The sequence below is a fragment of the Chromobacterium sphagni genome (genome assembly GCF_001855575.1).
In the GTDB taxonomy this organism is placed as follows: domain Bacteria; phylum Pseudomonadota; class Gammaproteobacteria; order Burkholderiales; family Chromobacteriaceae; genus Chromobacterium; species Chromobacterium sphagni.
Genome location: NZ_MKCS01000001.1, coordinates 2147507 through 2170941, shown reverse-complemented (window position 1 = coordinate 2170941; position 23435 = coordinate 2147507). Strand labels below are relative to the sequence as shown.

General features: G+C 59.3%; 23 protein-coding genes and 2 tRNA genes. 3 read left to right on the top strand and 22 right to left on the bottom strand.

Annotation, left to right across the window (positions count from 1 at the left end):
* Entirely contained in the window at positions 1-552 is a 552-nt protein-coding gene (locus tag BI347_RS10295) for an ankyrin repeat domain-containing protein (RefSeq protein ID WP_071112230.1), read from the top strand.
* Positions 553-643: 91 nt separating this feature from the next.
* Here the strand turns inward: BI347_RS10295 and cyoE are convergent, their stop codons facing one another.
* The 20 genes from cyoE to BI347_RS10195 all read right to left on the bottom strand — a co-directional run bounded on the left by cyoE (position 644) and on the right by BI347_RS10195 (position 20236).
* Positions 644-1555: a heme o synthase gene (gene cyoE / locus BI347_RS10290; RefSeq protein WP_071112231.1), complete on the bottom strand. Its 912-nt coding sequence runs from the start codon at positions 1553-1555 to the stop codon at positions 644-646.
* Between the two features lie 11 nt (positions 1556-1566).
* The gene (gene cyoD / locus BI347_RS10285; RefSeq protein WP_071115824.1) at positions 1567-1887 is read right to left on the bottom strand and encodes a cytochrome o ubiquinol oxidase subunit IV; all 321 of its coding nucleotides are present in this window, start codon (positions 1885-1887) and stop codon (positions 1567-1569) included.
* Positions 1887-2498: a cytochrome o ubiquinol oxidase subunit III gene (gene cyoC / locus BI347_RS10280; protein WP_071112233.1), complete on the bottom strand. Its 612-nt coding sequence runs from the start codon at positions 2496-2498 to the stop codon at positions 1887-1889. The genes cyoD and cyoC overlap by 1 nt, the downstream gene beginning before the upstream one ends.
* Before the next feature lie 15 nt (positions 2499-2513).
* Positions 2514-4556 (bottom strand): cytochrome o ubiquinol oxidase subunit I, encoded by a 2043-nt coding sequence (gene cyoB, locus BI347_RS10275; protein ID WP_071112234.1) that lies wholly within the window; start codon positions 4554-4556, stop codon positions 2514-2516.
* Between the two features lie 6 nt (positions 4557-4562).
* Positions 4563-5504 (bottom strand): ubiquinol oxidase subunit II, encoded by a 942-nt coding sequence (cyoA, locus tag BI347_RS10270; RefSeq protein ID WP_071112235.1) that lies wholly within the window; start codon positions 5502-5504, stop codon positions 4563-4565.
* Positions 5505-6274: 770 nt separating this feature from the next.
* Positions 6275-6351 (bottom strand) — tRNA-Met (locus BI347_RS10265).
* Positions 6352-6672: 321 nt separating this feature from the next.
* Positions 6673-7899 (bottom strand): 4-hydroxybenzoate 3-monooxygenase, encoded by a 1227-nt coding sequence (gene pobA / locus BI347_RS10260; RefSeq protein WP_239690857.1) that lies wholly within the window; start codon positions 7897-7899, stop codon positions 6673-6675.
* 7 nt (positions 7900-7906) lie between these two features.
* The gene (locus tag BI347_RS10255; RefSeq protein WP_071115822.1) at positions 7907-9259 is read right to left on the bottom strand and encodes an MFS transporter; all 1353 of its coding nucleotides are present in this window, start codon (positions 9257-9259) and stop codon (positions 7907-7909) included.
* A 51-nt stretch (positions 9260-9310) separates the two neighbouring features.
* Complete coding sequence (locus BI347_RS22650) at positions 9311-9949, bottom strand: 2Fe-2S iron-sulfur cluster-binding protein (protein WP_139167201.1); 639 nt, start codon at positions 9947-9949, stop codon at positions 9311-9313.
* 71 nt (positions 9950-10020) lie between these two features.
* Complete coding sequence (locus BI347_RS10245; RefSeq protein WP_071112238.1) at positions 10021-11001, bottom strand: TauD/TfdA dioxygenase family protein; 981 nt, start codon at positions 10999-11001, stop codon at positions 10021-10023.
* Positions 11002-11017: 16 nt separating this feature from the next.
* Complete coding sequence (locus tag BI347_RS10240; protein WP_204378029.1) at positions 11018-12250, bottom strand: MFS transporter; 1233 nt, start codon at positions 12248-12250, stop codon at positions 11018-11020.
* 63 nt (positions 12251-12313) lie between these two features.
* On the bottom strand, positions 12314-13498 hold the full coding sequence (locus BI347_RS10235) for a CaiB/BaiF CoA transferase family protein (RefSeq protein ID WP_071115820.1): 1185 nt from the start codon (positions 13496-13498) through the stop codon (positions 12314-12316).
* Positions 13499-13562: 64 nt separating this feature from the next.
* Positions 13563-14054, bottom strand: a complete 492-nt coding sequence (locus tag BI347_RS10230; protein WP_139166913.1) for an aromatic-ring-hydroxylating dioxygenase subunit beta — start codon at positions 14052-14054, stop codon at positions 13563-13565.
* A gap of 7 nt (positions 14055-14061) precedes the next feature.
* The gene (locus BI347_RS10225) at positions 14062-15279 is read right to left on the bottom strand and encodes an aromatic ring-hydroxylating oxygenase subunit alpha (RefSeq protein WP_204378028.1); all 1218 of its coding nucleotides are present in this window, start codon (positions 15277-15279) and stop codon (positions 14062-14064) included.
* Entirely contained in the window at positions 15251-16393 is a 1143-nt protein-coding gene (locus BI347_RS10220; protein WP_071115819.1) for a cupin domain-containing protein, read from the bottom strand. The genes BI347_RS10225 and BI347_RS10220 overlap by 29 nt, the downstream gene beginning before the upstream one ends.
* 394 nt (positions 16394-16787) lie before the next feature.
* Positions 16788-16864, bottom strand: a tRNA-Met gene (locus tag BI347_RS10215).
* Between the two features lie 122 nt (positions 16865-16986).
* Positions 16987-17598: a thiol:disulfide interchange protein DsbA/DsbL gene (locus BI347_RS10210; RefSeq protein ID WP_071112242.1), complete on the bottom strand. Its 612-nt coding sequence runs from the start codon at positions 17596-17598 to the stop codon at positions 16987-16989.
* A 28-nt stretch (positions 17599-17626) separates the two neighbouring features.
* Positions 17627-18376, bottom strand: a complete 750-nt coding sequence (locus tag BI347_RS10205; RefSeq protein WP_071112243.1) for an SPOR domain-containing protein — start codon at positions 18374-18376, stop codon at positions 17627-17629.
* A 63-nt stretch (positions 18377-18439) separates the two neighbouring features.
* Complete coding sequence (locus tag BI347_RS10200) at positions 18440-19942, bottom strand: YifB family Mg chelatase-like AAA ATPase (RefSeq protein WP_071112244.1); 1503 nt, start codon at positions 19940-19942, stop codon at positions 18440-18442.
* Positions 19943-19948: 6 nt separating this feature from the next.
* Positions 19949-20236 (bottom strand): accessory factor UbiK family protein, encoded by a 288-nt coding sequence (locus BI347_RS10195; RefSeq protein WP_043579280.1) that lies wholly within the window; start codon positions 20234-20236, stop codon positions 19949-19951.
* A gap of 336 nt (positions 20237-20572) precedes the next feature.
* Between BI347_RS10195 and glnK the strand changes: the two genes are divergently transcribed.
* Together glnK and BI347_RS10185 are read left to right on the top strand one after the other, a co-directional pair.
* The gene (gene glnK / locus BI347_RS10190; protein WP_071112246.1) at positions 20573-20911 is read left to right on the top strand and encodes a P-II family nitrogen regulator; all 339 of its coding nucleotides are present in this window, start codon (positions 20573-20575) and stop codon (positions 20909-20911) included.
* A gap of 26 nt (positions 20912-20937) precedes the next feature.
* Positions 20938-22248, top strand: coding sequence for an ammonium transporter (locus BI347_RS10185; RefSeq protein WP_071112247.1), 1311 nt, complete (start codon positions 20938-20940; stop codon positions 22246-22248).
* A gap of 123 nt (positions 22249-22371) precedes the next feature.
* On the opposite strand, the gene BI347_RS10180 is transcribed toward BI347_RS10185, so the two are convergent.
* Positions 22372-22800, bottom strand: a complete 429-nt coding sequence (locus BI347_RS10180) for a ClpXP protease specificity-enhancing factor (RefSeq protein WP_071112248.1) — start codon at positions 22798-22800, stop codon at positions 22372-22374.
* 9 nt (positions 22801-22809) lie between these two features.
* Entirely contained in the window at positions 22810-23412 is a 603-nt protein-coding gene (locus BI347_RS10175; protein WP_043579283.1) for a glutathione S-transferase N-terminal domain-containing protein, read from the bottom strand.
* Positions 23413-23435 lie beyond the last annotated feature (23 nt).

Here is a 23435-nt window from a genome sequence, read left to right as displayed (position 1 = left end):
ATGAGAATCAAATTCCTGATCGGCATAGGCGCGTTGCTGCTGACGCAGCACGCGCTGGCCGCCTGCGACAAGGATGACTGGCAGGCGCTGGTTCGCCAGGCAGGCGCGCAGGCTGTCGCCGACTATATCCACAGCAAGCACTGCGACCTCGAGCAGTCGCTTGACGACGTTTCCAAGACCCCGCTGGTCTACGCCATCGATGCGAAGAACCGCGCAGCTGTAGAGGCGCTGCTGCAAGCCGGCGCCAACGCCAACGTCGACGGCTACGATGGCAACACCCCGCTGTTCTACGCGGTGTCCAGCAAGGATCTGGGCATAGTCCAAGATCTGGTAGCCAAGGGCGCCGACGTCAACGCCGCCACCCGCACCAGCGAAATCACCGTGCTGATGGCTGCGGTGCTGGACTCCACGCCCGCCATAGCCGCCTATCTGGTGGCCCAAGGCGCCTCGCTGACCGATACCGACAAATATGGCCATCAGGCCATCGACTATGTCGGCAAGCTGCCGGCCAAGCGCCAGGCCGCGATGCGCGCCGCGCTGAAGAAACCATGACCGGCAGGCCTGCCTAGCCGGCTTGCCGGCGGCCAAACAAAAACGGGGAGCAGCGCAAGCTGCTCCCCGTTTGGCATGGAACGGTATCGATCTAGCGGTAGCTGCCGGCGTCCGCGGTCATCACCACCCTGCCGCCCGGCTTGGGCGTCTGCCCGTCCAACGCCATCATCACGGAAAGAGACGTGATGGTGATGATGGAGAAGAAGAACACCTGCCGCGCCCAGGCGCGATCGTCGGTTTCCCGCCTGTAGCCCGACAGCGCCATCTTCAGCCACCACAGGCTGGTGGCGCAAGCCACCGCCAGGTAGCCGTAGCCGGCATAGCCGCCCAGCACCAGCATCACGGTCGCCACCGCGAAGGCCAGGATGTACAGCACGATCTGCTGCTTGGCCTTGGAGATGCCCTTGACCACCGGCAGCACCGGGATGCCGGCCGCTTCATAGTCCTTGAAGCGGAAGATGGCGATGGCGTAGGAGTGCGGCATCTGCCACAGGCTGAACATCACCAGCAGGATCAAGGCGCCCATGTCGAAGCGGCCGGTGACGGCGCAGTAGCCGGCCACCGGCGGCACCGCGCCGGACAGGCTGCCCACCAGGGTGCCATACACCGAGTTGCGCTTCATGTACAGGCTATACACGCCCACATAGATGATGAAGCCGAACATCACACAGGCGAAGGCCAGCGGATTGGTCCAGCGCCACAGCGTGTAGAAGCCGGCCAGGCCGAGCACCAGGCCGTGCGTCAGCGCGGCCTTGGTGCTCATCGCGCCGGTGACCAGCACCCGTTTCTGGGTGCGGGCCATCTTGGCGTCGATGTCCTGGTCTATGCAGTTGTTGATGGCGCAGCCGGAGGCCACCACCAGCGACAAGCCGGCCACCGTGGCCAGCAGCAGCAGCCAGTCAACCGGACCCTGCGCCGCCAGCAGGAAACCGCCGGCGGCCGAGATCAGATTGCCGAAGATGATGCCCGGCTTGGTGACCTGAAAATAACGCTTGAGCTTCAAGGCGTTCTCACTCAGCGCATCATCAGCGCGTCGGCGGTGTAGATGATCCAGATCGACAGGCCCACCAGCAGCACGATCACCATGCCGGTGAACAGGAAGGAGATGCTGTTGAGCTTGCCTTCCTTGCTGAAGTCCAGATGCAGGAAATACTTCAGGTGCACGATGATCTGCACCACCGCGAACGTGAAGATGCCGATGAAAGTGGCCTGCTTGGTCAGCGCGCCGCTCATCACCATCCAGAACGGGATGGCGGTGAGGATCACCGACAGCAGGAAGCCGATGGCGTAGCTTTTCACGCTGCCGTGGCTGTTGTGCGCATGCGCTTGGCTCATCACATGGCTCCTTTCAGATACACAACGGTGAACACGCAGATCCACACGATGTCCAGGAAGTGCCAGAACAGCGACAGGCAGTTCAGGCGGGTCATGGCGCGGCCGGTCAGGCCGGTTTTGGCCACCTCCAGCATCATCACGCCCATCCACAGCAGGCCTGCGGTCACGTGCAGGCCATGCAGGCCCACCAGGCCGAAGAATGCCGACAGGAAGGCGCTGGTCTGCGGGCCGTGGCCCTCGGCGATCAGGTGGTGGAATTCATTGATTTCCAGGCCGATGAACGCGGCGCCGAACAGGAAAGTCACCGCCAGCCAGCCCAGCACTGCCGATTTGTTGCCCTTGTGGCCAGCGATCATCGCGAAACCATAGGTGATGGAAGACAGCAGCAGCGCCGCAGTCTCCACCAGCACGTACGGCAGCTCGAAGATTTCCTTGCCGGAAATGCCGCCCGCCACATTGCGGAACAGCACTGCGTACGCCGCGAACGCCGTCGCGAACAGGATGCAGTCGGTCATCAGATAGAACCAGAAGCCCAGCACGGTCTGCGAACCGCTGTCGTGGTGCTCATGGTCGTCATGCGCGTCGTGCGCTTGCTCTACATAAGTCGTCATGTTTGATCCAGCCTCTTACACGGTGGTGGTCGGACGCGCAGCCTTCTTCGGCTTGGTCTGATCACGCTCGGTGTAGTTGTCCACATCTATGCCCAGCTTCTCGAAGCGGGCGCGCTCGATGGCTTCCACTTCTTCCGCCGGCACGTAGTAGTCCAGGTCGTTGTCGTAGGCGCGCACCAGCATGCAGCCGACGATGCCCACCAGGCCGACGATGGCCATCCACCAGATATGCCAGATCAGCGCGAAGCCCAGTACGGTGGTGAAACCGCCGATGTACAGGCCTACAGCGGTGTTGCGCGGCATATGGATCGGCTCGTACGACTTCGGCACGGCGTAAGCGATGCCCTTTTCCTTCATGTCGGTGAAGGCGTCGATGTCATGCACTTGCGGCAGCTTGGCGAAGTTGTAGAACGGCGCCGGCGAGGAAGTGGACCATTCCAGGGTATGGCCGTTCCACGGGTCGCCGGTCTCGTCCACCAGCTTCTTGCGGTCGCGGATGCTGACTGCGATCTGCAGCAGCTGGCAGCCGATGCCGATGGCGATCAGCACCGCGCCGAAGGCGGCGATGTACAGCCACGGCTCCCAGGCCGGGTTGTCGGTGTGGTTCAGTCGGCGGGTCATGCCCAGGAAGCCCAGCACGTACAGCGGCATGAAGGCGAACATGAAGCCGAGCTGCCAGAACCAGAACGAAGCCTTGCCCAGCTTGGCATTCAGCTTGAAGCCGAATACCTTCGGGAACCAGAACGACACGCCGGCGAGATAGCCGAACACCGCGCCGCCGATGATGGTGTTGTGGAAGTGGGCGATCAGGAACAGGCTGTTGTGCAGCACGTAGTCGGCGCCCGGCACAGCCAGCAGCACACCAGTCATCCCGCCGATGGAGAAGGTGACGATGAAGCCCAGCGTCCACAGGATTGGGGTTTCAAAGCGCAGGCGGCCCTTGTAGATGGTGAACAGCCAGTTGAACAGCTTCACGCCGGTCGGGATCGAGATGATCATGGTGGCGATGCCGAAGAAGGCGTTCACATTGGCGCCGGAGCCCATGGTGAAGAAGTGGTGCAGCCATACCATGAAGCCCAGCACCGAGATCGCGCCGCTGGCGTAGATCATCGACTTGTGGCCGAACAGGCGCTTACCGGAGAAGGTGGAAACCACTTCCGAGAAGATGCCGAATGCCGGCAGAACCAGGATGTAAACCTCGGGGTGGCCCCAAGCCCAGAACAAGTTCAGGTACATCATGGCGTTGCCGCCGGCTTCCGCGGTGAAGAAGTGGAAGCCCAGATAGCGGTCCAGGCTCAGCATCGCCAGCGCGCCGGTCAGAATCGGGAACGAGGTGGCGATCAGCACGTTGGCCCAGGTGCAGGTCCAGGTAAAGATCGGCATGTCCATCAGCTTCATGCCCGGGGCGCGCATCTTGATCACGGTCACCAGGAAGTTGATCGCGGTCAGCGTCGTCCCGATGCCCGATATCTGCAAGGCCCAGGTGTAGTAATCCACCCCGACGTCAGGACTGAAGCCCAGCTCGGCCAGCGGCGGATAGGCCACCCAGCCGGTGCGGGCGAAATTGCCCACGCCCAGCGACAGGTTGACCAGGATCACCGCCGAAACCAGCAGCCAGAAGCTCAGCGAGTTCAGGAAGGGGAAAGCCACGTCGCGCGCGCCGATCTGCAGCGGCACCACGATGTTCATCAGGCCAGTCATGAACGGCATGGCCATGAAGATGATCATGATCACGCCGTGGGCGGTGAATATCTGGTCGTAGTGTTCCGGCGGAAAAATGCCGTGGCTGCCGCCAGTGGCCACCGCCAGCTGGGTACGCATCATCAGCGCGTCGGCGAAGCCGCGCAGCAGCATGATCATGGCGACGATGATATACATCACGCCGATTTTCTTGTGATCAACCGAAGTGATCCACTCTTTCCAGAGATAGCCCCACTTGCCGAACTTGGTGATCAACGCGAACAGCACGATGCCCATCAGGCCGGCGCCGGACAGCGCCCCCATGATGATGGGCTCGTGGTACGGAATCGCGTCCAGAGTCAGTTTACCTAACCACATCAATCGTTACTCCTTGACAACCGGCGGGGTGATGGCTGCGCACAGTTCTTTGGTCATTTTGGCCAGCTTGATGGCGTCATCGCTGTCGGCCAGCGACGGACGACCGGCCATGTACTTGTGCACGACGGCTTCAAACAGGTAAGGCGTGGTTGAAGCGTAGTGGGCCACCGGGTTGTTCTCGCTAGGCTTGAGCAACTGCAGGTAGGCCGGCGCGTCCAAGGTTTGGCCGGAGGCTTTCGCCTTGGCTACCCAAGCGTCGAACTCGGCCGGGGTCTTGGTGGCGATGGCATTGAACTTCATGCCGGAGAAGCCCGCGCCGCTATAGTTGGAGGAGAAACCCTTGTAGGTGCCCGGCTCGTTGGCGACCAGGTGCAACTGGGTCTGCATGCCGGCCATCGCGTAGATCTGGCCACCCAGCTGCGGGATGAAGAAAGCATTCATCGCCGCGTCGGAAGTGATCTTGAAATTCACCGGCACGTCGGTCGGGAACACCAGCTCGTTGACGGAAGCGATCTGCTGTTCCGGATAGATGAACAACCATTTCCAGTTGAGGGCCACCACCTGAACCTCGATCGCCTTCTTGTCCGATTGCAGCGGACGGTAGGGATCCAGCTCGTGCGTGCTCTTCCAGGTCAGCGTCGCCAGGAAGGCGATGATGACGCAGGGAATCAGCCAGACCACGATCTCGATCTTGGTCGAGTGCGACCATTTCGGTTCGTAAGCGGCGTCCTTGTTGCTGGCGCGGTACTTCCAGGCGAATACCAGGGTCATCACGATTACCGGGATCACCACCAGCAGCATCAGCGCGGTTGCCGTAATGATCAGGGACTTCTGCTCTGCGGCGATATGGCCCTTGGGATCGAGAATGCCGCCTTGGCATCCCGAAAGCAGGGCAACCACCACAGGAGAGAGCCCCCACATCAGGCGGGAGGGTCTATGGTTTCTCATCTTACGACTTTTCGGGTTAAAAATCCTTCAACGCGCCGATGCGCAACAGGCGTTGCGAGCCATGCTCCAACGCCAGCGAAATGTTCGCGCCGGGCCTCCTCCTCCTCCCTTGCGGGTCGAGGCCGGCGGAGCCGGGCAAAACAACAGACTTTCAGGGCTCGCGGATTCCACGAGTGAACGGCGCGCATCCGTTTCCACGGCGGATACACTCCGGATTGGAAGCGACTCCACAATCGCTTCCGGGCGATGACGTGACGGCAGAACGCTTACTGTCCGAGTGAAACGCCGGCGAAGGCGCGGGAAGACAGGGGTTCGGCAACACAACATCTGCCCGGCGACATGCACCGGGCGGGCGTATTAAAAACAGTTTTGCCTGATATTTCAAGAGCCTTGATCAGGATCAAACCCTCCCCCCACCGGATATGCAATACGATTGATCCTGGTCAATAACGAGGAATCGGCAAATCTGTAGCAGAGACAATGGTTTAGGACAATGTGCTTAACGTGATCCGCGCAAACCATGTGTTGCAAATTGTTACAAAAAATATCCTCACAAAAATGGATTTGCATACCACAGAACAATTCATTGCGCCGCCAGTAAAAATATCGCTGAAAAATTGCGCGAAATTCGCACAACTTTCCCATGAGAAGCCATGGAATGACGCAACAATATTCCAATAACAACCGAGTGGCTGTCCGCTCGATCATCGCCCATCCCGAGCAGACGCAAAAAAGCCGAATCGTTGTCGATTCGGCTTTTTTCTGAAACTTGGTTGCGGGGGCAGGATTCGAACCTACGACCTTCGGGTTATGAGCCCGACGAGCTACCAGACTGCTCCACCCCGCGTCAGAGAAATGCATCATAAATTAACTTTACATTTACGTCAATAGAAGAGCTTAAACTATTTTTACCAGCGGGCTCCAGGCAGACTCGCACTCATGCGGGAATACGACCCCAGCGCAGCCGCTCCCGCTTATGCAGATTTTGAAAATGCCAATCGAGTGAATAAACTCCGTCAACGCCGGCTAACGCTTCGACTCCCAGCCAGGGGTTGGCTCAGTGGCTTTACCCCCCCACCGCGGCCCTGGTTCATATCACGCCAATGCTGTGCCGAAAAGCAGCGGCAGAAAACGCTGGCATCATCCGCGACTATGCAGACCTTGAAGCTTACTCAACAAGATCATATGGCAGACCTATATAATTTTCAGCAATGGATTTAAGCCCCGCAGCCGAATTCATATAGTAATCAAATTCAGCCCGCTGCATCTTTCTCTCAAAAGCCACATGATCCGGGGTGACGGACGTATGCAGCAGCGAGGTCATAAACCATGAAAAACGAGTGGCTTTCCATACCCGACGCAAGGCAATGTCGGAATATCGCCCAATCAGATCCACTCGGTTTTCGTGGTAAGCCTTTTTCAGAATACGGTATAGGGTGCAGACATCGCTGGCTGCCAGATTCAGTCCTTTGGCACCGGTGGGGGGGACGATATGCGCAGCATCGCCCACCAGGAACAATTTTCCATATTGCATCGGCTCCGCCACGTAGCTGCGCAGCGGAGTAATGCTTTTCTCTAATGATGCGCCAATAATCAGGCGCTCCGCCAAGCTTTGAGGCAACCGCCTTTTCAACTCGTCCCAAAACCTGGAGTCCGGCCAATCGTCCAACCTGTCGGTAAGCGGCACTTGCAGATAATAACGGCTGCGCGAGGCGGAGCGCTGGCTGCACAAGGCAAAGCCGCGCTCATGATTGACATAGACCAATTCGTGATGCACAGGCGGCGTATCCGACAACAAGCCTAGCCAGTTGAATGGATAGACGCGCTCATACTCGGTCAAGATTTCCTTTGGAATGCAATGACGCGACATGCCGTGATAGCCATCGCATCCCGCGATGTACTCGCACGCTAATCTAAATGGCTGGCCCTCATGCGTGAACGTCACGTATGGCTGCACTCCCGTGACATCATGCAATTGAACATGCTCGGCCTCATAAAAGCTCGCACCGCCGCTTGCGCGCCGAGCCTCCATCAGGTCTCGCGTCACTTCGGTTTGGCCATAGATCATCACCGAACCGTCACCAGTCAACCTCTTTAGATCGATACGATCGCGCGATGAGTCAAACACCAGCTCCAAACCTTCATGGACAATGCCCTCCATGTCGATGCGATGCCCTACCCCAGCCTCTCGCAACAGATCCACCGTCCCTTGCTCCAGCACTCCGGCCCGGATGCGGCCTTGCACGTATTCTGCGCTTTTCTTTTCAAGAATGACGTTATCGATGCCGGCCTGCTGCAACAGCTGGCCAAGCAATAATCCAGATGGCCCGGCACCGATAATGGCCAGTTTGCACGTGATCTCTCGACAAGCCATTGCGTGGGAGTTTTCTAGCATCTCGCCATCAGCCTTCAGACATCATGATCTTGCCGACTCCTCTACGCGCGTAATTGGCCTGCAGCACGGCCAAAGCCAACACAGCAATCATCGCGGGGATAGCCAGCAGACCAAAAAAACCGGAAAAACCCAATTGCCAGCTCATTAGCTCGGCGCCAATCAAAGCCCCGAAAATACCGCCAAATCGGCCAAATCCCAACATCCAGGACATGCCTGTGGCGCGGCAATGTGTAGGGTAGAAATCGGCAGCCAGGAAGCCCATGGAAGTTTGCCCGGCATTCATCGTGCCGCCAGCCAGGAAAATCAACAGGCTTAACAGCTCTAGATCATGCGCTCTTCCTACGGAGAACAGCAAAACCCCAGTCAATAGAAAGGTTGTCATCACGACACGCCGGGGATTGAGCTTGTCCATCAGCCAACCGGCAATCACCGTGCCAATGGCGCCACCCAATGGGAAAAGCGCCGTCAACAACACCGCCTTGCTGGTGGTGAAGCCAGCGTCTTTCATCAACAAGGGCATCCACCCGGTCAGCAAGTAGAAAATCAGCAAACCCATAAAATAAGTCAGCCATAGCATCAGCGAGCCCAACAGATAATCTCTCGACAAGATCTGGCCGATGGCCGAATGCCCAGAGACTGGCTTATCCTCTACACAGGTGAGTCGCTGTATGCCGTGCAATGGATCCTGCATGACGCGCGCCATCGTCCGAAACACTTTTTCCATCGGCTTGCCGCTCATCAGCATATAACGCACAGACTCAGGTAGCCACAGCAGCAGCAAGCCCGCAAGAACCAAAGGCGCCCAGCCCCCCACCAGCAAGACACTGCGCCAGCCGTAGGCGGGGATCAGCCATGACGCAAACAATCCGCCCAAAGCCGCGCCCGCGGGAAAGCCACAGAACACGATGCTCATTAGCAGCGCACGCCTTTTACGTGGCGCGAACTCCGCAATCAGTGTCAACCCATTAGACATGGCCGCTCCCAAGCCCAAGCCTGTAGCAAAACGATAAGCCGTCAGCAACTGGATGGAGTCAGCGGTTGCCGTAACGAGATTCCAGCCGCCAAAAAACAGGACCGATACGATCAGCACCATTCTTCGTCCGAAACGGTCAGCCAAGGGGCCGGCGAAAATGGCTCCTGCTGCTAGGCCGAACAACGCTGCGCTGATCACAGGAGCCAACGCTTGACGCGTAACGCCCCAATCGGTGATGAGCGACGGCGCAATATAGCCGATTGCGGCAGTATCAAAACCATCCAGAACGACAATCAAGAAACACAACGTCAACAACAGCCATTGATAGGGTGAAAACCGTCGGCTATCGATAAGATGTTGTAGATCGACCGAGCCTTTCAAATCCATGATGATGTCTCCTGCCGGATACAGGTTGCAGGAAGCCCGCCCGTATGCATATTAATATCCATTGGATGTTGCCGGCGCATGCGCCTGGAACAACTCGGTTAACAGCGCGTCATGTTCAAGAAGCTCAAGCGCGACATCATATCCGTTTGGGATTGCACTGGCCTCGTAGCCGACAATGCGGGCGATCACCTCGCGCGAACGGTCCTCCCCCCTTGCCTGGAACTCAACCACCACCACCGCTTCCTCCTGAAGCTCCGACATGCCAGAAATCACGATTGCCCCGGTGCGCTCATCGCACAGATCCGCGACGAACCTCCCGGACCTGGCGTCCAGCACAAGCGGCACCCGCAACAGCTTCGCACGCGGCATGCGCGGCGCATGCGGACGCAGTCGTATCTGTCCCGCGCCTTCTAGCATTTGCACTTGGCATGCGAGTCGATGCGCTGGCGCAGACAATCCAAATACCGCCAGCACGCTTCGCTCATGGGCATCCGCCACCGCCAGCATCTCAGCCCCGTCCAGCACGGCAACCCGACACGTTCCGCAGTTGCCGCGCCGACAGTGGAATGGAACCGGCGCCCCCGAGGCATCGCACGCACTCGCCAATGAGGTGCCTTCAGCTATCTGTGCTGTCTGCGGGTTTTCTGGAGGATTTTCAAAAATAATGGTCGGCATATTGATCTCGCCCATCTTCGGACATAAGAAATACAATCGGCGCAGACTGTCGTTTCAGGACCAATCCGCGCCAACGCAACGCGGTATCAGGAAATCTGAGGTTCTTGATCGCGCTCAAACTGCCTAATAGCCCTGCGCGCATCGTTATGGTCATATTGAGCGACCTTGAACTTGCGCAACTCCTCAGCCTTGGCAGCAGGCTCGGCGCCAAATGGACGATCTCCTTTGACCGTCACACGCTCCATAAACCTGCGTTGCGGGTAATAATCGTGTACTGCAGCATGCTGCACCGAACGGTTATCCCAGAAGACAACCGTATTGGGCTGCCAGTGATGGCGGTACTGGTATTCCAGCACAGAGGTGGCGCGGAACAGCCTATCCAGCAACTCGCGGCTTTCCCTCTCCTCCATGCCCTTGATGAAGCGGGTATAGTGCGGATTGACGAACAAGGCCTTTTTCCCGGTCACCGGATGCACGCGCACCACCGGATGGCTCATAGGCGGGAAGCGCTCTTCGCAGCCACGCAGCTGGCGCTTGCCCTCTTCGGTATCGGGGAACAGATACTTGAACGAGGCGAAATCGTGCACTGCCTCCAGACCCGACAAGAATTGCTGCATGCGCTCGGACAGCGCTTCATAAGCGGCGCTCATGCTGGAAAAGCAGGTATCGCCGCCGATTTCCGGCACAATCTTGGAATAGAGCATGGTGCCCAAAGGCGGGCATTCACGGTAGGTTTCGTCAGAGTGCCAACGATCCGTCAACACCGGAGGATTGCCTTCCTGATTATCGAAAACGATCAACTCCGGAACCTTCTCGTCGTTTTCAGCAAAAGGATGCACCGTCAATTCGCCAAAGTACCGCCCAAACCGCATCAGGTCTTCGCGGGATAGATCCTGATTGGGGAACACAAGCACCTCATGCTCGGCCAATGTATCCGCCAGCGCTTGGGCACAGGACGGACTCAAAGGTTGGCTCAGGTCCACTCCGGTCACCTCTGCGACAAAGTACCGGCTCAGTCGGCGCACCTGAAAGGGAAGGCTCTGTTCCAGCTTGCTTTCATTAACCATATCATTGCTTTCTTTTTTACGGATGAGAGGAAAGCCCTGCGCCGACAAGCGGAGCGGTCGCCGCGGCCAAACGAGGGCAGGTAGTCGCGGCAATCACAATCAGCGACAACGCACACAGGATGATCGGTGCAAACGCCATGGCCGGCCGACCCGCAATATCCCACGCCAGCCCGCTGACAACCGGGATGATGACTGCGCACGAGTAGCCAATCGTCAACATGGCCGAAGTGGTTCGGTGCACATCATCCGATGCGGCCAACTGCGGCGGCAGCGCCAGCATCATGATCAACACTATGGCGGAGGCAAAACCGACGGCCGCCGCGCCGCTCACCACCATCAAGTCATTACCCAGCACGATAGAAAACACTGCTAGCAAACACAGCAGCCCGCAACCGACATAGGGCCAAGTGCGACGCTCCAGTCCGCGGCCAAACATCAACAGAAGGATAGAGGCTGGTATCTGTCCAAGATTGAGCGCCGTCAATGCCAGCCCGGTCACGCTCTCGTGCCCGATGGCGTGCAAGAATCGGGGGATGAAGAAATTGGTGGAAAAATATGTTGCGTTGATGCATCCCATCATCAGGCCAAGCCGCCAAACCAACGTGTTGCGCCAATCAGGCCACCATTTTCGCGGCGTGGACGGCGCCGGCGCGTCGGACGAGGGAGCGAACACGAACATCAGCGCCGCGATAATCGCGCAAGCCGCGCCCCACACGGCAAAATCCAAGCGCCAGCTGCCGACCAGCGGCAATACGACTGACAGCGTCAACGCAACCGGCAACACTTCGCCCATCAACAAGCCGTTTATATAAACAGCCGTGGCGAACGCGATGCGCTTTGGCGCCCAGGCACGCACCAGCGAAGGCATGGCTGGCTGCATGAAAGCCACACCCAATCCGGTGACCGCGGTCGCCGCATACAGCCAGGAAGCTGTCGGTGCGGCCCCCCGCAGAATGGAGCCTGCCGCGGTCACCAGCAGACCAATGATCAGTGTCGAGAATGCGCCAAAACGGGCGATCAATAGCGATCCTGGCACCGCCGCGCAGGCGAACAGCGCGGCCGGAATGCCGGACAGCAAGCCGATTTGCGTCTCGGACAGCCCCAGATCGTCATGAATGAAAGAAATGACCGGCGGTGGTGCCAGAATGGTCAAACGCAAGCCTGCGCCGGCCAGCCACAACAAAGCCAGCGCGACAAAGATATTGCTTGCGGCACCCGTTTGCTGCACAGCGGAACCACTATTGGACACGAGAAAGCTCCTATCGCAATTGAACTGTTGGCGCGGCGATCCGAAACGGGCCGCCTCGGACACTCACACCACGCCCTGCCGATGCAGATCCTTAATGCGGGAAGCCTCCATCCCCAACCACTCAGACAGAATCCGATCGGTATGCTCGCCATGGTCAGGCGCGGTAAAACGAACCTCTGGCCGGCCACCGCAACCCTCCAGATGCAAAGGCTGCCCAAGCAAAGGCACGGTGCCCAAACGCGGATGCTGCCCTTCCTCGGTCATACGCAGCGATTGCATTTGCGCGTCCTCCATGGTCTGGGCGATCGTGAACATCGGTCCGCAGGGAATTCCTGCAGCATTCAGTTTCTGTTGCAACGCCGCGCTGCTGTACTCGCGCGTCTTGCTCGACAATATCTCGCACAGCCCCTTCCGGTTGACGGACCGCAGGGCCGTATCCGCATACAACGGCTCAAAGGCGAGCTCCGGAATGCCCAACACCTCGCACAACGCGCGGAACTTCTGATCTTCCGCCGCCGCGATGTTGACATGGCCGTCCAGAGTGGGGAACAGGCCGGTCGGCATCAAGGTGGGATGATCATTGCCGGCAGCATGCGGCGACTCGCCGGTGCTCAAATAGCGCACTACCTGGAAATCCAGCATCGAGACCAGCGATTCGAGCAAGGAGGTATGCACCCACTGGCCCTCTCCGGTACGCTCGCGGTGATAAAGCGCCATCAACACCCCCTGGGACAGCACCATGCCGGCGCTGATGTCGGCAACCGCGGCTCCGGCGCGCACAGGAGGCTGCCCTGGGAAGCCGGTGACGGACATGAAGCCGGACATGCCCTGTATGGTCTGATCCACCGCAGGCAGGGTCTGATATGGCCCCTTTTGACCAAAGCCGGAAATGCTGCCGTAGACGATGCGGGGATTGACCTCCCGCACCGTCTCATAGGCAACGCCCAGCCGATGCTTGACTTCCGGGCGGAAATTTTCCAACACCACATCCGCCTTGCGTACTAGCTCGTAGAAAACGGCTCTCCCCTCTTCGCTTTTCAGGTTGAGGGACAAACTCATCTTGTTTCGGTGAAGATTTTGATAATCAAAACCTTCCCGGCTGCCGCCCATGCTGTCGCCCAAATCCGCGGGAGCGTCGATCTTGACGACGGTGGCACCAAAATCTCCCAGCAAACGGGAAGTCACCGGTCCTGCGCGGTGGCGCGTCAAATCCAATACCACCACCCCTTCCAGAGGCAGATACGACATGGGGAAAGTCCTCTTTGCAAACTTAAGGTCCAGCAAGGCGCGTCCTGTAGACCGCGCCGCCGGCTCAGATGGGGAATACCAGCGAATCCGGCATCACCGATGCATCGATCACCAACAACCGTTGCTTGAACTTCAGCGCGCCCGCTTGCCTCACTACGACATCGTGGGCACAACCACTTGCCAACAACCGGGTCGGTTCGTCGCCCACGCTCTCATACACCAGAAAAGACGCGCGCGTTTTCATTCCCTCGCCATCCACATCGCCGTCCACCACGCGAATGCCGCTCAACATGCGGCGCTGGCACCGATTGCGGTACATCACGGTTTTTTGCAACGCCAGCGCGCGGTCGCGGATCATTGCCTGCCCCTTGCACAAAACCAGGCTCAATGGCATGTCCCGTTCCAGATTGTCGCGCGTGGTAATCCGATACAGGCTTGCATCCACGAAAAAGCTCGGCCAGTGATCAATCCGCCCTTCATCCAGCGCTTCGCAATAATGCGCGTACAGATACTCGACCTCTGCGGCAAGCAAGTAACGATCTGACGGTATTGTCATACACCTGTCATTCCATGATTTTTTGATAATATTGATAGAAGGCACGAATCGCGGATTCAGTCAGCATGTGGTCCGCGCTTCTCGTTCCCTCCCCGGCCTCCAGCACCGCCGCCGAATCGGGTGCGCTGCGGGCGCCGGCTTGCGAAATGGCCAACACCTCGTTGTCATCTATCGTGACCAACCCCGACGGCCCCAGCATATTGGCCTGCAACAGCCGCTTCTCCAGCAACTCGGGCGTATCCGACTCATAGCCGAAAAATGTCCAGGTTTTAACGCAGGCGTTCGGTCCATCGGGACGCACATGGCGCATGGCCAGACAATTCAATTGTTGCAAAACGATCAAATTGGGCCAGATGGTGAGGATGGCACCGGTGCCATCCTCGTATTCGCGCTGATGCGCGATGATACGGGCATCCTCCAGCTGAAAATCGCCGCTGGCGGACGGACGCTGCTCTACGGCCTCCTGGGTGGCGCGCTTGAAACTGGCGGTAGACACCAGCACGCTGCTGCGGCCAAGCTCATCGATTTTGACTGCCGTTTCCTGATCGGAACGCCAAATGCCGAAGGTGACGAAAAACGAATGCAGCAAGGCCGCATGAAACGGGTCTTTCAGGTTTTCGATCTGCAGCTTCCAGTTTGCCTCCACGCGGTGTCGCATGGTGCCAATCACTCGCAATGGCCTGCCATCACAGACACGATCGAGATAAGCTAGGATGGTCGGCCCCAGGTACTCCTCCAGCGGCTCCACATCCTCGGAAAAACTGGCGAATACCACCCCATTGCGCTCCGCCACCTTCAGTTGCTCGAGCCCATGCTCATCGGCCTTGAAACAAGCGGACATGCCGCCTTTGCCATTGATGCCGCGCCGGAACGGAATGCCGACCAGCCGCCCATCCAAGCTGAACGACCATTGATGGTAAGGACAGGTAAACACCTTGGCATGGCCACGCGGTTCATGACAGACCTGAGCATTGCGATGCGTGCAGCGATTGACGAACACGCGCAAAGCACCTTCGCGGTCGCGCACCAGCACCACCGACGTGCTGCCAACATGGCTTTGGATGAAATCACCGGGTTGAGCCACTTCCGCGGCCAAACCCACATAATTCCAAGTTCGCCCGCGGAAGATGCGCTCCTGCTCACGCTCATAAAGCGCCTGATCGGTATAGACGGCCGCAGGCACGCGGCGCGCGCCCTCAGATGGCCACTGCATCAGCGATGGCATGGCGGCTATCCTGTTCTGCGTTGGTCGCGGCGGCTCCGCCGGCATTATGCACGGTCAAATCCGCGATACGCGCCATAACTGCCATCAGCATGGCCCAGCCTTGGTGCTGGACTTCAAACAACGCGGATCCGTCGTCGATAGACAGCTTCCTTAAAAAGGCATATCCCATTTCGACATGGCCATCATCCACCACCGAATGAACGTCAAAATGCCCCTTCACCTCGCTCTGGGCCAATGCTGGCTGCACATGCTTGTAGAAGAAAGTGGCGGACGCCTCGACGACGACATGGCTGAGCACTACTTTTTCCGCTTCGCCGATATGTTCCATCTTGGACGCAAACCAAGAACAGGTGGCCTCCAGCAACGGATCGAATATAGTTTGCAAATCGTCGCGGCTCTTCGCCAAATCCTGGTTGTGTCCCAGTTCCTCATAGAGATGCAACCACGCCAGCTCCTCAAAACCCTTTTGCTTCGACGTGATGGCGCGTGTCAGCACCATTTTCTGAAAATAGTTCGACCATACCTGGAAACAGTCCAGGAAGCGCCGCCTTATGCCCTCATCATCCAGCAGGCCATTGCGCACCATGGCAAACAAACGGTGCTTATCAAAGCGCTCCATATATTCTTCGTTCTTGCGCAGCAACTTCTCAACCACATTGTCATTGCCATGGCGCTGATCCAACTCGGACGTGAATGTCGCCCAGGGGTCGGTGATGTCCTCATACAATCCGCGCGAATCGAACTGGATGGACAACCCCCAAAAACCATTGGGCGGCATGCCGATGAAGCCATGCAGCTTGCCCGGCGGAACGAGCAGGATATCGCCGGCATTCATCGTTTCTCGCACATCGCCCAAAGTGCGAGCTCCGCCTTCGCACATGAGAATCATCGACTCTACCGGATGAATATGCTCATCCAGACGCTCGCCAGCCTCCAGCCTTACCCAAGCCATGGAGATGCGATTGTCCTTCGGGAGAAACTGCGTCAATGAGGCGTTCTTGGTGAAGTCCTTGACGTGTCCCAGCCAATGCTCGATGCCATCCACCACCACCGTGCGCATAGACGGAATATCGTCACGACGCACCAACGTCACATCAGACATTTCTTGCAACATGATTTCTCCTGACTGACTGCCGCCAATGGAGGCGGTCCATCACATTAAAAATTCAATTGACATACATTATCACAATAAAAAATTACATTCAACATTTTATTGTCATTAAAAATATTAAATTATTGTTTTATGTCATTAAATGATTGATGCGATCATCAATGTGCCAAGATGCAGGCTGCGCATTGCCGTGAAAAATTGACCCGGCAAGACGTTCTGCTTGTGGACAAGAAGCCTATGAGCCAGCGATGAGGAGTGGTAGCGCGGCCTGGGGAACAAGTAGCCCGAGCTCAGGAATCGGCAGCGACCGACAAGGAGATAACTCGCTTAACCGCCGCCACAAAATCTGGAAAAGCAAAAGGCCAACTTCTAAGAAGTTGGCCTTTTGCTTAATATTTGGTTGCGGGGGCAGGATTCGAACCTACGACCTTCGGGTTATGAGCCCGACGAGCTACCAGACTGCTCCACCCCGCGTCAGAGAGATTGAATATTAAATAGATTTTTCAAATACGTCAATTGTTTTTTAAAAATATCTGCAAATTATCGCCAGCAATAAAAAAGGCGGCCGGCGCCGCCCCCTTCCCAGCAAAGCCCGCTTACTTCTTCTCGCTGCGGGCCTTGGCGATCAACTCGTTCATCACCTGGATCATGCGATCCGGCGTGCTGGTCACCACCACATACTTGCCGTTGACGATGACAGTGGGGGTGCCCTGTATCTGGTAATCGCGGGTGATCTTGGTCGCGCGGGCCACCTGCGCGTTGATGCCGAAGGAATTGTAGGTTTGCAGCAACTTGCCGCTGTCCACGCCCTTCTGCTGCTTGATCCAGCTGGCGAACTGCTTGGAATCGGACAGATCGACTCTTTGCTTGATCTGGGCGTCGAAGGCCGCGCGATGCAGTTTGTCGAAAGTGCCGGTGGCGTTGAAAGTGGCGAACATCCGCGCGAAGCCTTCCATCGACTTTTGCCAGACGATCTGTTCCTTGCGGAAGCTCACATCAGCCGGCAACTTGCTGGCCCAGGACTGGAAGGCCGGATCATCGTCATAGCAGTGGATGCAATGGTAGGAAAAGAACTCGATCACTTCCACCTTCTTGGGATTGGCCACCGGCTGCGGCGTGCTCAACAGCGTGTAATCCTTGCCCAGTTCGATGGCGGCATTCGCCATGCCGCTCACCGCCAGCAACACCATCAGCAACCATTTCTTCATCTTGTTTTCCCGTATTTTGAGATAGCGACTATTCGGCCTTCACCACATTGGCGTTGATGCCGTCCTGTTTCAACTGAGCACGGATGCGGTCCACCTCATCCTGGCGGACGAGCGGCCCCACTCGCACCCGGTGCACCATGCCCTTGTCCGGCACATTGACGGACTGGATCTTGGCCTCCACTCCCAACAACGCCAGTTTGGCTTTCAGGTTGTCCGCATCGTCCTGGTTCTGGAATGCGCCCAACTGCAGATAAACTTTTTTGGCAGGCGTCGAGGGGGAAGGTTCCGCAGCGCGGTTGCCTTTGGCATCGGACGTCACCGCGTCCACCTGGCCAGGCAGAATCTTGTAGAAATCGAAGCGCTGGTCGTCTTTTGCGCTTTTGGCTTGCGCGGCCGGCTTCGGCTTGGCCTCATGCGCAACCGCCGGCGGCGGCAGAGGCACGGTGTCGGTGGAGTCCAGCGTCGCCTGCGGCGGCTGTTGCTGCGCAGCCGGCGGCGTGGTCGGCGCAGTGGCGGAAGCGGCATCGGAAATGCGGGTTCCCGGCGCCAAAAGTTCGGTCGGCGCCTGCGAGGCGGCGTCCGGCTTGTGTTCGCCCTTGGCCTGGAACGGCGCCGGCGAACGATTGAGATACATTGCCAATCCCACCGCCACCGCCACACCAACGATCAGGCCGATGATGATGCCCGCCATCATGCCGCCGCCGCCGCTGCGCGACGAAGACGAATTGCTGCGTCCACGCGAGGGACGGGGGGAGTTTTTCAGATCTCGATTAGCCATTCACCACTACCGCTATGTCAAACGGACGGCAAGCATGCCATCCGGGTTGGATTGAGAATTCTATCAGGCATTGCCCTGCATCACGCGCCGGAGCTGAATCGCCTGCAATACATGGTTACGGCCTATCTTCGCCTCGCCCTGCAAATCGGCGATGGTGCGCGAAACCCGCAGTATCCGATGATACGCGCGCGCCGACAAGCCAAGCTGCTGCAAGGCCTTGCCCAGCACGGCCAGAGCGTCCGCATCGGCCTGGCAATGCTGTTCCAGCGGCAGCCCCTGCAAAGCCGAGTTCAAGCCGCCCTGGCGCTCCAGCTGACATTGTCTGGCCGCATGCACCCTGGCCCGCACCCGCTCGCTGTTTTCGCCCGGACTCGCCGACTGCAGTTCCGCCGCGCTCAATGCCGGCACCTCGACATGCAGATCAATCCGGTCCAGCAAGGGACCGGAGATTTTACCCCGATATCGCCCCACCTGCTCGGGCGTGCACTGGCAACGGCCCGAAGGATGGCCATGGTAACCGCAGGGGCAGGGATTCATCGCCGCCACCAGCTGGAACCGGGCCGGGAAACTGGCCTGGCGCGCCGCGCGCGAGATATGGATCACGCCGCTCTCCATCGGTTCGCGCAACACCTCCAGCACCCGGCGGTCAAATTCCGGCAGCTCGTCGAGAAACAGCACGCCATGATGCGCCAGGCTGATCTCACCGGGCCTGGGGTCGCTGCCGCCGCCCACCAGCGCCACCGCCGACGCGGTGTGGTGCGGGGCCCGGAACGGCCGCACCCGCCACCTGGCCGCGAGAAAACCCTGCGACCCCAACGACAGCAGCGCGGCGGACTCCAGCGCCTCCTGCTCCGACAAGGGCGGCAGCAGGCCGGGCAGCCGCGCGGCCAACATCGACTTGCCGGTGCCGGGAGGCCCCATCAATAGCAGGCTGTGGCCCCCCGCCGCCGCAATTTCCAGCGCACCGCGGGCAACCGTCTGGCCTTTGACATCCTGAAGATCGGGATAGTTCGGCCAATCGCGCCCGCCATCCGCGACGAAGGGCTGCAAGGGCTGCAGGCCGTTGAGAAAGGCGCAGGCCTCAAGCAAGGACTGCACGGCGTAGATGCTGGCGTCCGCCAGCACCGCCGCCTCGACCGCGCTGGCCGCCGGCAGGATGAAGGCGCGCCCCGCTGCATGGCATTGGCAAGCCATCGCCAACGCGCCGCGCACCGGCCTCAAGGCGCCGCTCAACGCCAGCTCGCCGGCAAACTCGTAACGGGAAATGTCCGGGTTCTGCACCTGGCCCGAAGCCAGCAGGATGCCGATGGCGATGGGCAGGTCGAAGCGGCCGGAATCCTTGGGCAGATCCGCCGGCGCAAGATTGACGGTGATCTTGCGGGCGGGGAATTCAAAGCCGGAAGTCAGGATGGCCGCGCGCACGCGGTCGCGGCTTTCCTTCACCTCGGTATCGGGCAGACCAACGATATTGAAGGCCGGCAGCCCATTGGCGAGGTGCACCTCGACGGCAACCTCCGGGGCATCCAGCCCGGACAGGGCCCTGCTCGCCACCAGCGCCAGCGTCATGACGGCTCAGGAGTGGCCGAGTTCCGACTGCTCCTCCACGCGGGCCGCGGCCTCGTCGGGGAAGGCCGCCGCTTCCACCCTGGCCAAGCGGGCCTCCAGCGCGGCCAGTTGTTCGCGGGTGCGGGCCAGCACCGCCTGCTGGACATCGAATTCCTCGCGCGTCACCAAATCCATCCTGGAAAAGGTGGAAGCCATCATGGCCTTCACGTTCTTTTCCAGATCCTTGGCCGGGCTGGCGGCGATGGTTTCGCTGATCTTGGCGCTGATTTCTTCAAACAGTTTCTGGCTCAACATGGTGATCACTCCTGCGTGTGTCGTAACTTAAAGCGAGTGTAGCAAAAAGCCGCGCGCGGCTCGCGCTTTCCTGTCCCCATGGGCATCCTCGTCCCATACCACTTGTCTGCCGGACATCGCCACCGCCCCCCTCCGGCATGGCGCAGCGCAGCATCGCACCAAAACAGTGCAGATTAAACAGGCAATGCGCACAAGGAAAGTGCCTGAATGGCCAGAGCAGTCCATTTTGCAGTGCACCACAATTCAGAGAACGCCCGCCAGGCCCTGGCACGATTCATGCGTATCCGTGATGCAGCCAATGTTGTCCCTCACTTGATCGTCCGAGAAGGAACCGCCATGAAACTCGTTACCGCCGTGATCAAGCCATTCAAGCTTGACGAAGTCCGAGAAGCCCTGTCCGCTATCGGCGTGCAAGGCATCACCGTATCCGAGGTAAAGGGCTTTGGCCGCCAGAAAGGCCATACCGAACTCTATCGCGGCGCGGAGTACGTCGTGGACTTCCTGCCCAAGGTGAAGCTGGAAATCGCCATCGACGACGCCCTGCTCGATCAGGTGGTGGAAGCCATCGAGAAGTCCGCCCGCACCGGCAAGATCGGCGATGGCAAGATCTTCGTCTACGAGCTGGAACAGGTGATCCGCATCCGCACCGGGGAAACCGGCGCCGACGCGGTCTGAACCGTCTGCAAACTGGGGAAACCATAATGAAAAAGACACTCGCTGCAATGACTTCCGGCCTTGCCGCCCTGTCGCTGCCCGCTCTGGCCGATGCGCCGGCCGGCCCAGCGGTGGCCGCGGTCAAGGTGATCAACTCCGGCGATACCGCCTGGATGCTGACCTCCACCGCCCTGGTGCTGTTCATGACCATTCCCGGCCTGGCGCTTTTCTACGGCGGCATGGTGCGCAAGAAGAATGTGCTGGCCACGCTGATGCAAAGCTTCGCCATCACCGCCCTGGTCACCATCCTGTGGACCGTGATCGGCTACAGCCTGGCCTTTACCGTCGGCACGCCCTATATCGGCGACCTCTCCCGCTTCATGCTGGACGGCATGGTATTCATGAAGGATGCCGGCAAGCTGGCGGTGCACCCGCTGGCGGGCACCATCCCGGAATCGGTGTTCATGACCTTCCAGATGACCTTCGCCATCATCACGCCGGCGCTGATCACCGGCGCCTTCGCCGAGCGGATGAAGTTCTCGGCGATGCTGATCTTCATGGCGCTGTGGTCGCTGCTGGTCTACGTGCCGGTGGCGCACTGGGTTTGGGCGCCCGGCGGCTGGATGGGCGACAAGGGCGTGCTGGACTTCGCCGGCGGCACCGTGGTTCACATCAATGCCGGCGTGGCCGGCCTGGTGACCGCGCTGGTGCTGGGCAAACGCGTGGGTTTCGGCAAGGAAGCGATGCCTCCGCATAACCTGATCCTGACCCTGGTCGGCGCCTCCATGCTGTGGGTGGGCTGGTTCGGCTTCAACGCCGGTTCCGCCGGCGCCGCCGACGGTCGCGCCGGCATGGCGATGGTCACCACCCAGGTCGCCACCGCGATGGCTGCGCTGGCCTGGATGTTCGCCGAATGGATCACCAAGAAGAAGCCTTCGGTATTGGGCATCGCTTCCGGCGCGGTAGCCGGCCTGGTGGCCATCACGCCGGCCGCGGGCTTCGTCGACGTCAAGGGCGCTCTGATCATCGGCCTGGCCGCCGGCGTGGTGTGCTTCTGGGGCGCCACCGGCCTGAAACACATGCTGGGCTATGACGACTCGCTGGACGCCTTCGGCGTGCACGGCGTCGGCGGCATCCTGGGCGCGTTGCTGACCGGCGTGTTCGCAGTGAAGGACATCGGCGGCGCCGACGGCAGCCTGGCCACCCAGGCATTGGGCGTCGGCGTCACCATCGTCTACTGCGGCGTCGTCACCTTCATCCTGCTGAAACTGGTGAATCTGGCGGTCGGCCTGCGCGTGGCGGAAGACGAAGAACGCGAAGGACTGGACGTGGTGCTGCACGGCGAGCGGGTGGAATAAGCCGCCGGCAGAGCAACGATTGTTGTGTAAGGGACTTGCGGGGCACTTGTGCCCCGTTTTTTTTGCGGATCGCACAAGAAAAAACCGGCGCGGCGGCCGGTTTGACTGGTGACGGATGCAGGCTTACTTGACGATGCGCAGGCTGGGGCGGCCGCTGGGGCGGTTCGGCCCCGGATCGTCGCCTTCCGGAGCCGGCTGGCCGTCGGCCTCCGCCGGCTTGGAGCCGGACTCGACCTCGGCGACCGGCTCGACATCGAAACCCATTCCTTCACCGGTTTCCCTGGCGAAAATCGACATCACATTGCCGATCGGCACCCAGATGTCGCGCGACACGCCGCCGAAGCGGGCCGAGAACGACAGCCAGTCGTTGTCGATGCGCAGGTTCTTGGTGGCGCCGTCGGCGATATTCAGCACGATCTCGTTGTTCTTTACGTACTCGAGCGGCACATCGGTACGGTCATTGACCCACACCACGACGTAGGGGGTATAGCCGTTGTCGCCGCACCACTGGTGCAGCGCCCGGATCATGTACGGCTTGGTGCTGGAGCTCATCGCGTCACCTTACTTGCGCATGGCCTTTTCGGACGGAGTCAGCGAGTCGATGAAGGACTGGCGCTGGAAAATGCGTTCGGCGTATTTCAGGATAGGCGCGGCGCTCTTGCCCAGATCGATGTTGTAGTGCTCCAGGCGCCACATCAGCGGGGCGATGGCCACGTCTATCATCGAGAAGTCGTCGCCCAGCATGAATTTCTGCTTGGAGAAGATGGGGGCGATGGTGGTCAGGCCGTCGCGGATCGCTTCGCGCGCCTTGGTGGCTTCCTTGCCGGTAGCGCCGGCTTCCAGCGTCTTCACGTAAATGAACAGCTCGTTCTCGAAACGATGCAGGAACAGGCGGGCGCGGGCGCGCATCACCGGATCGGCCGGCATCAGCTGCGGGTGGGGGAAGCGCTCGTCGATGTATTCGTTGATGATGTTGGATTCGTGCAGGATCAGATCGCGCTCCACCAGAACCGGCACTTCGTTGTACGGGTTCATCACAGCCAGATCTTCCGGCTTGTTATGGATATCCACATCGATGATTTCGAAATCCATGCCCTTCTCGAAGAGCACGATACGGCAGCGCTGACTGAACGGGCAGGTGATTCCGGAGTAGAGGGTCATCATGGCGGAAATAATCCTTGACTAAC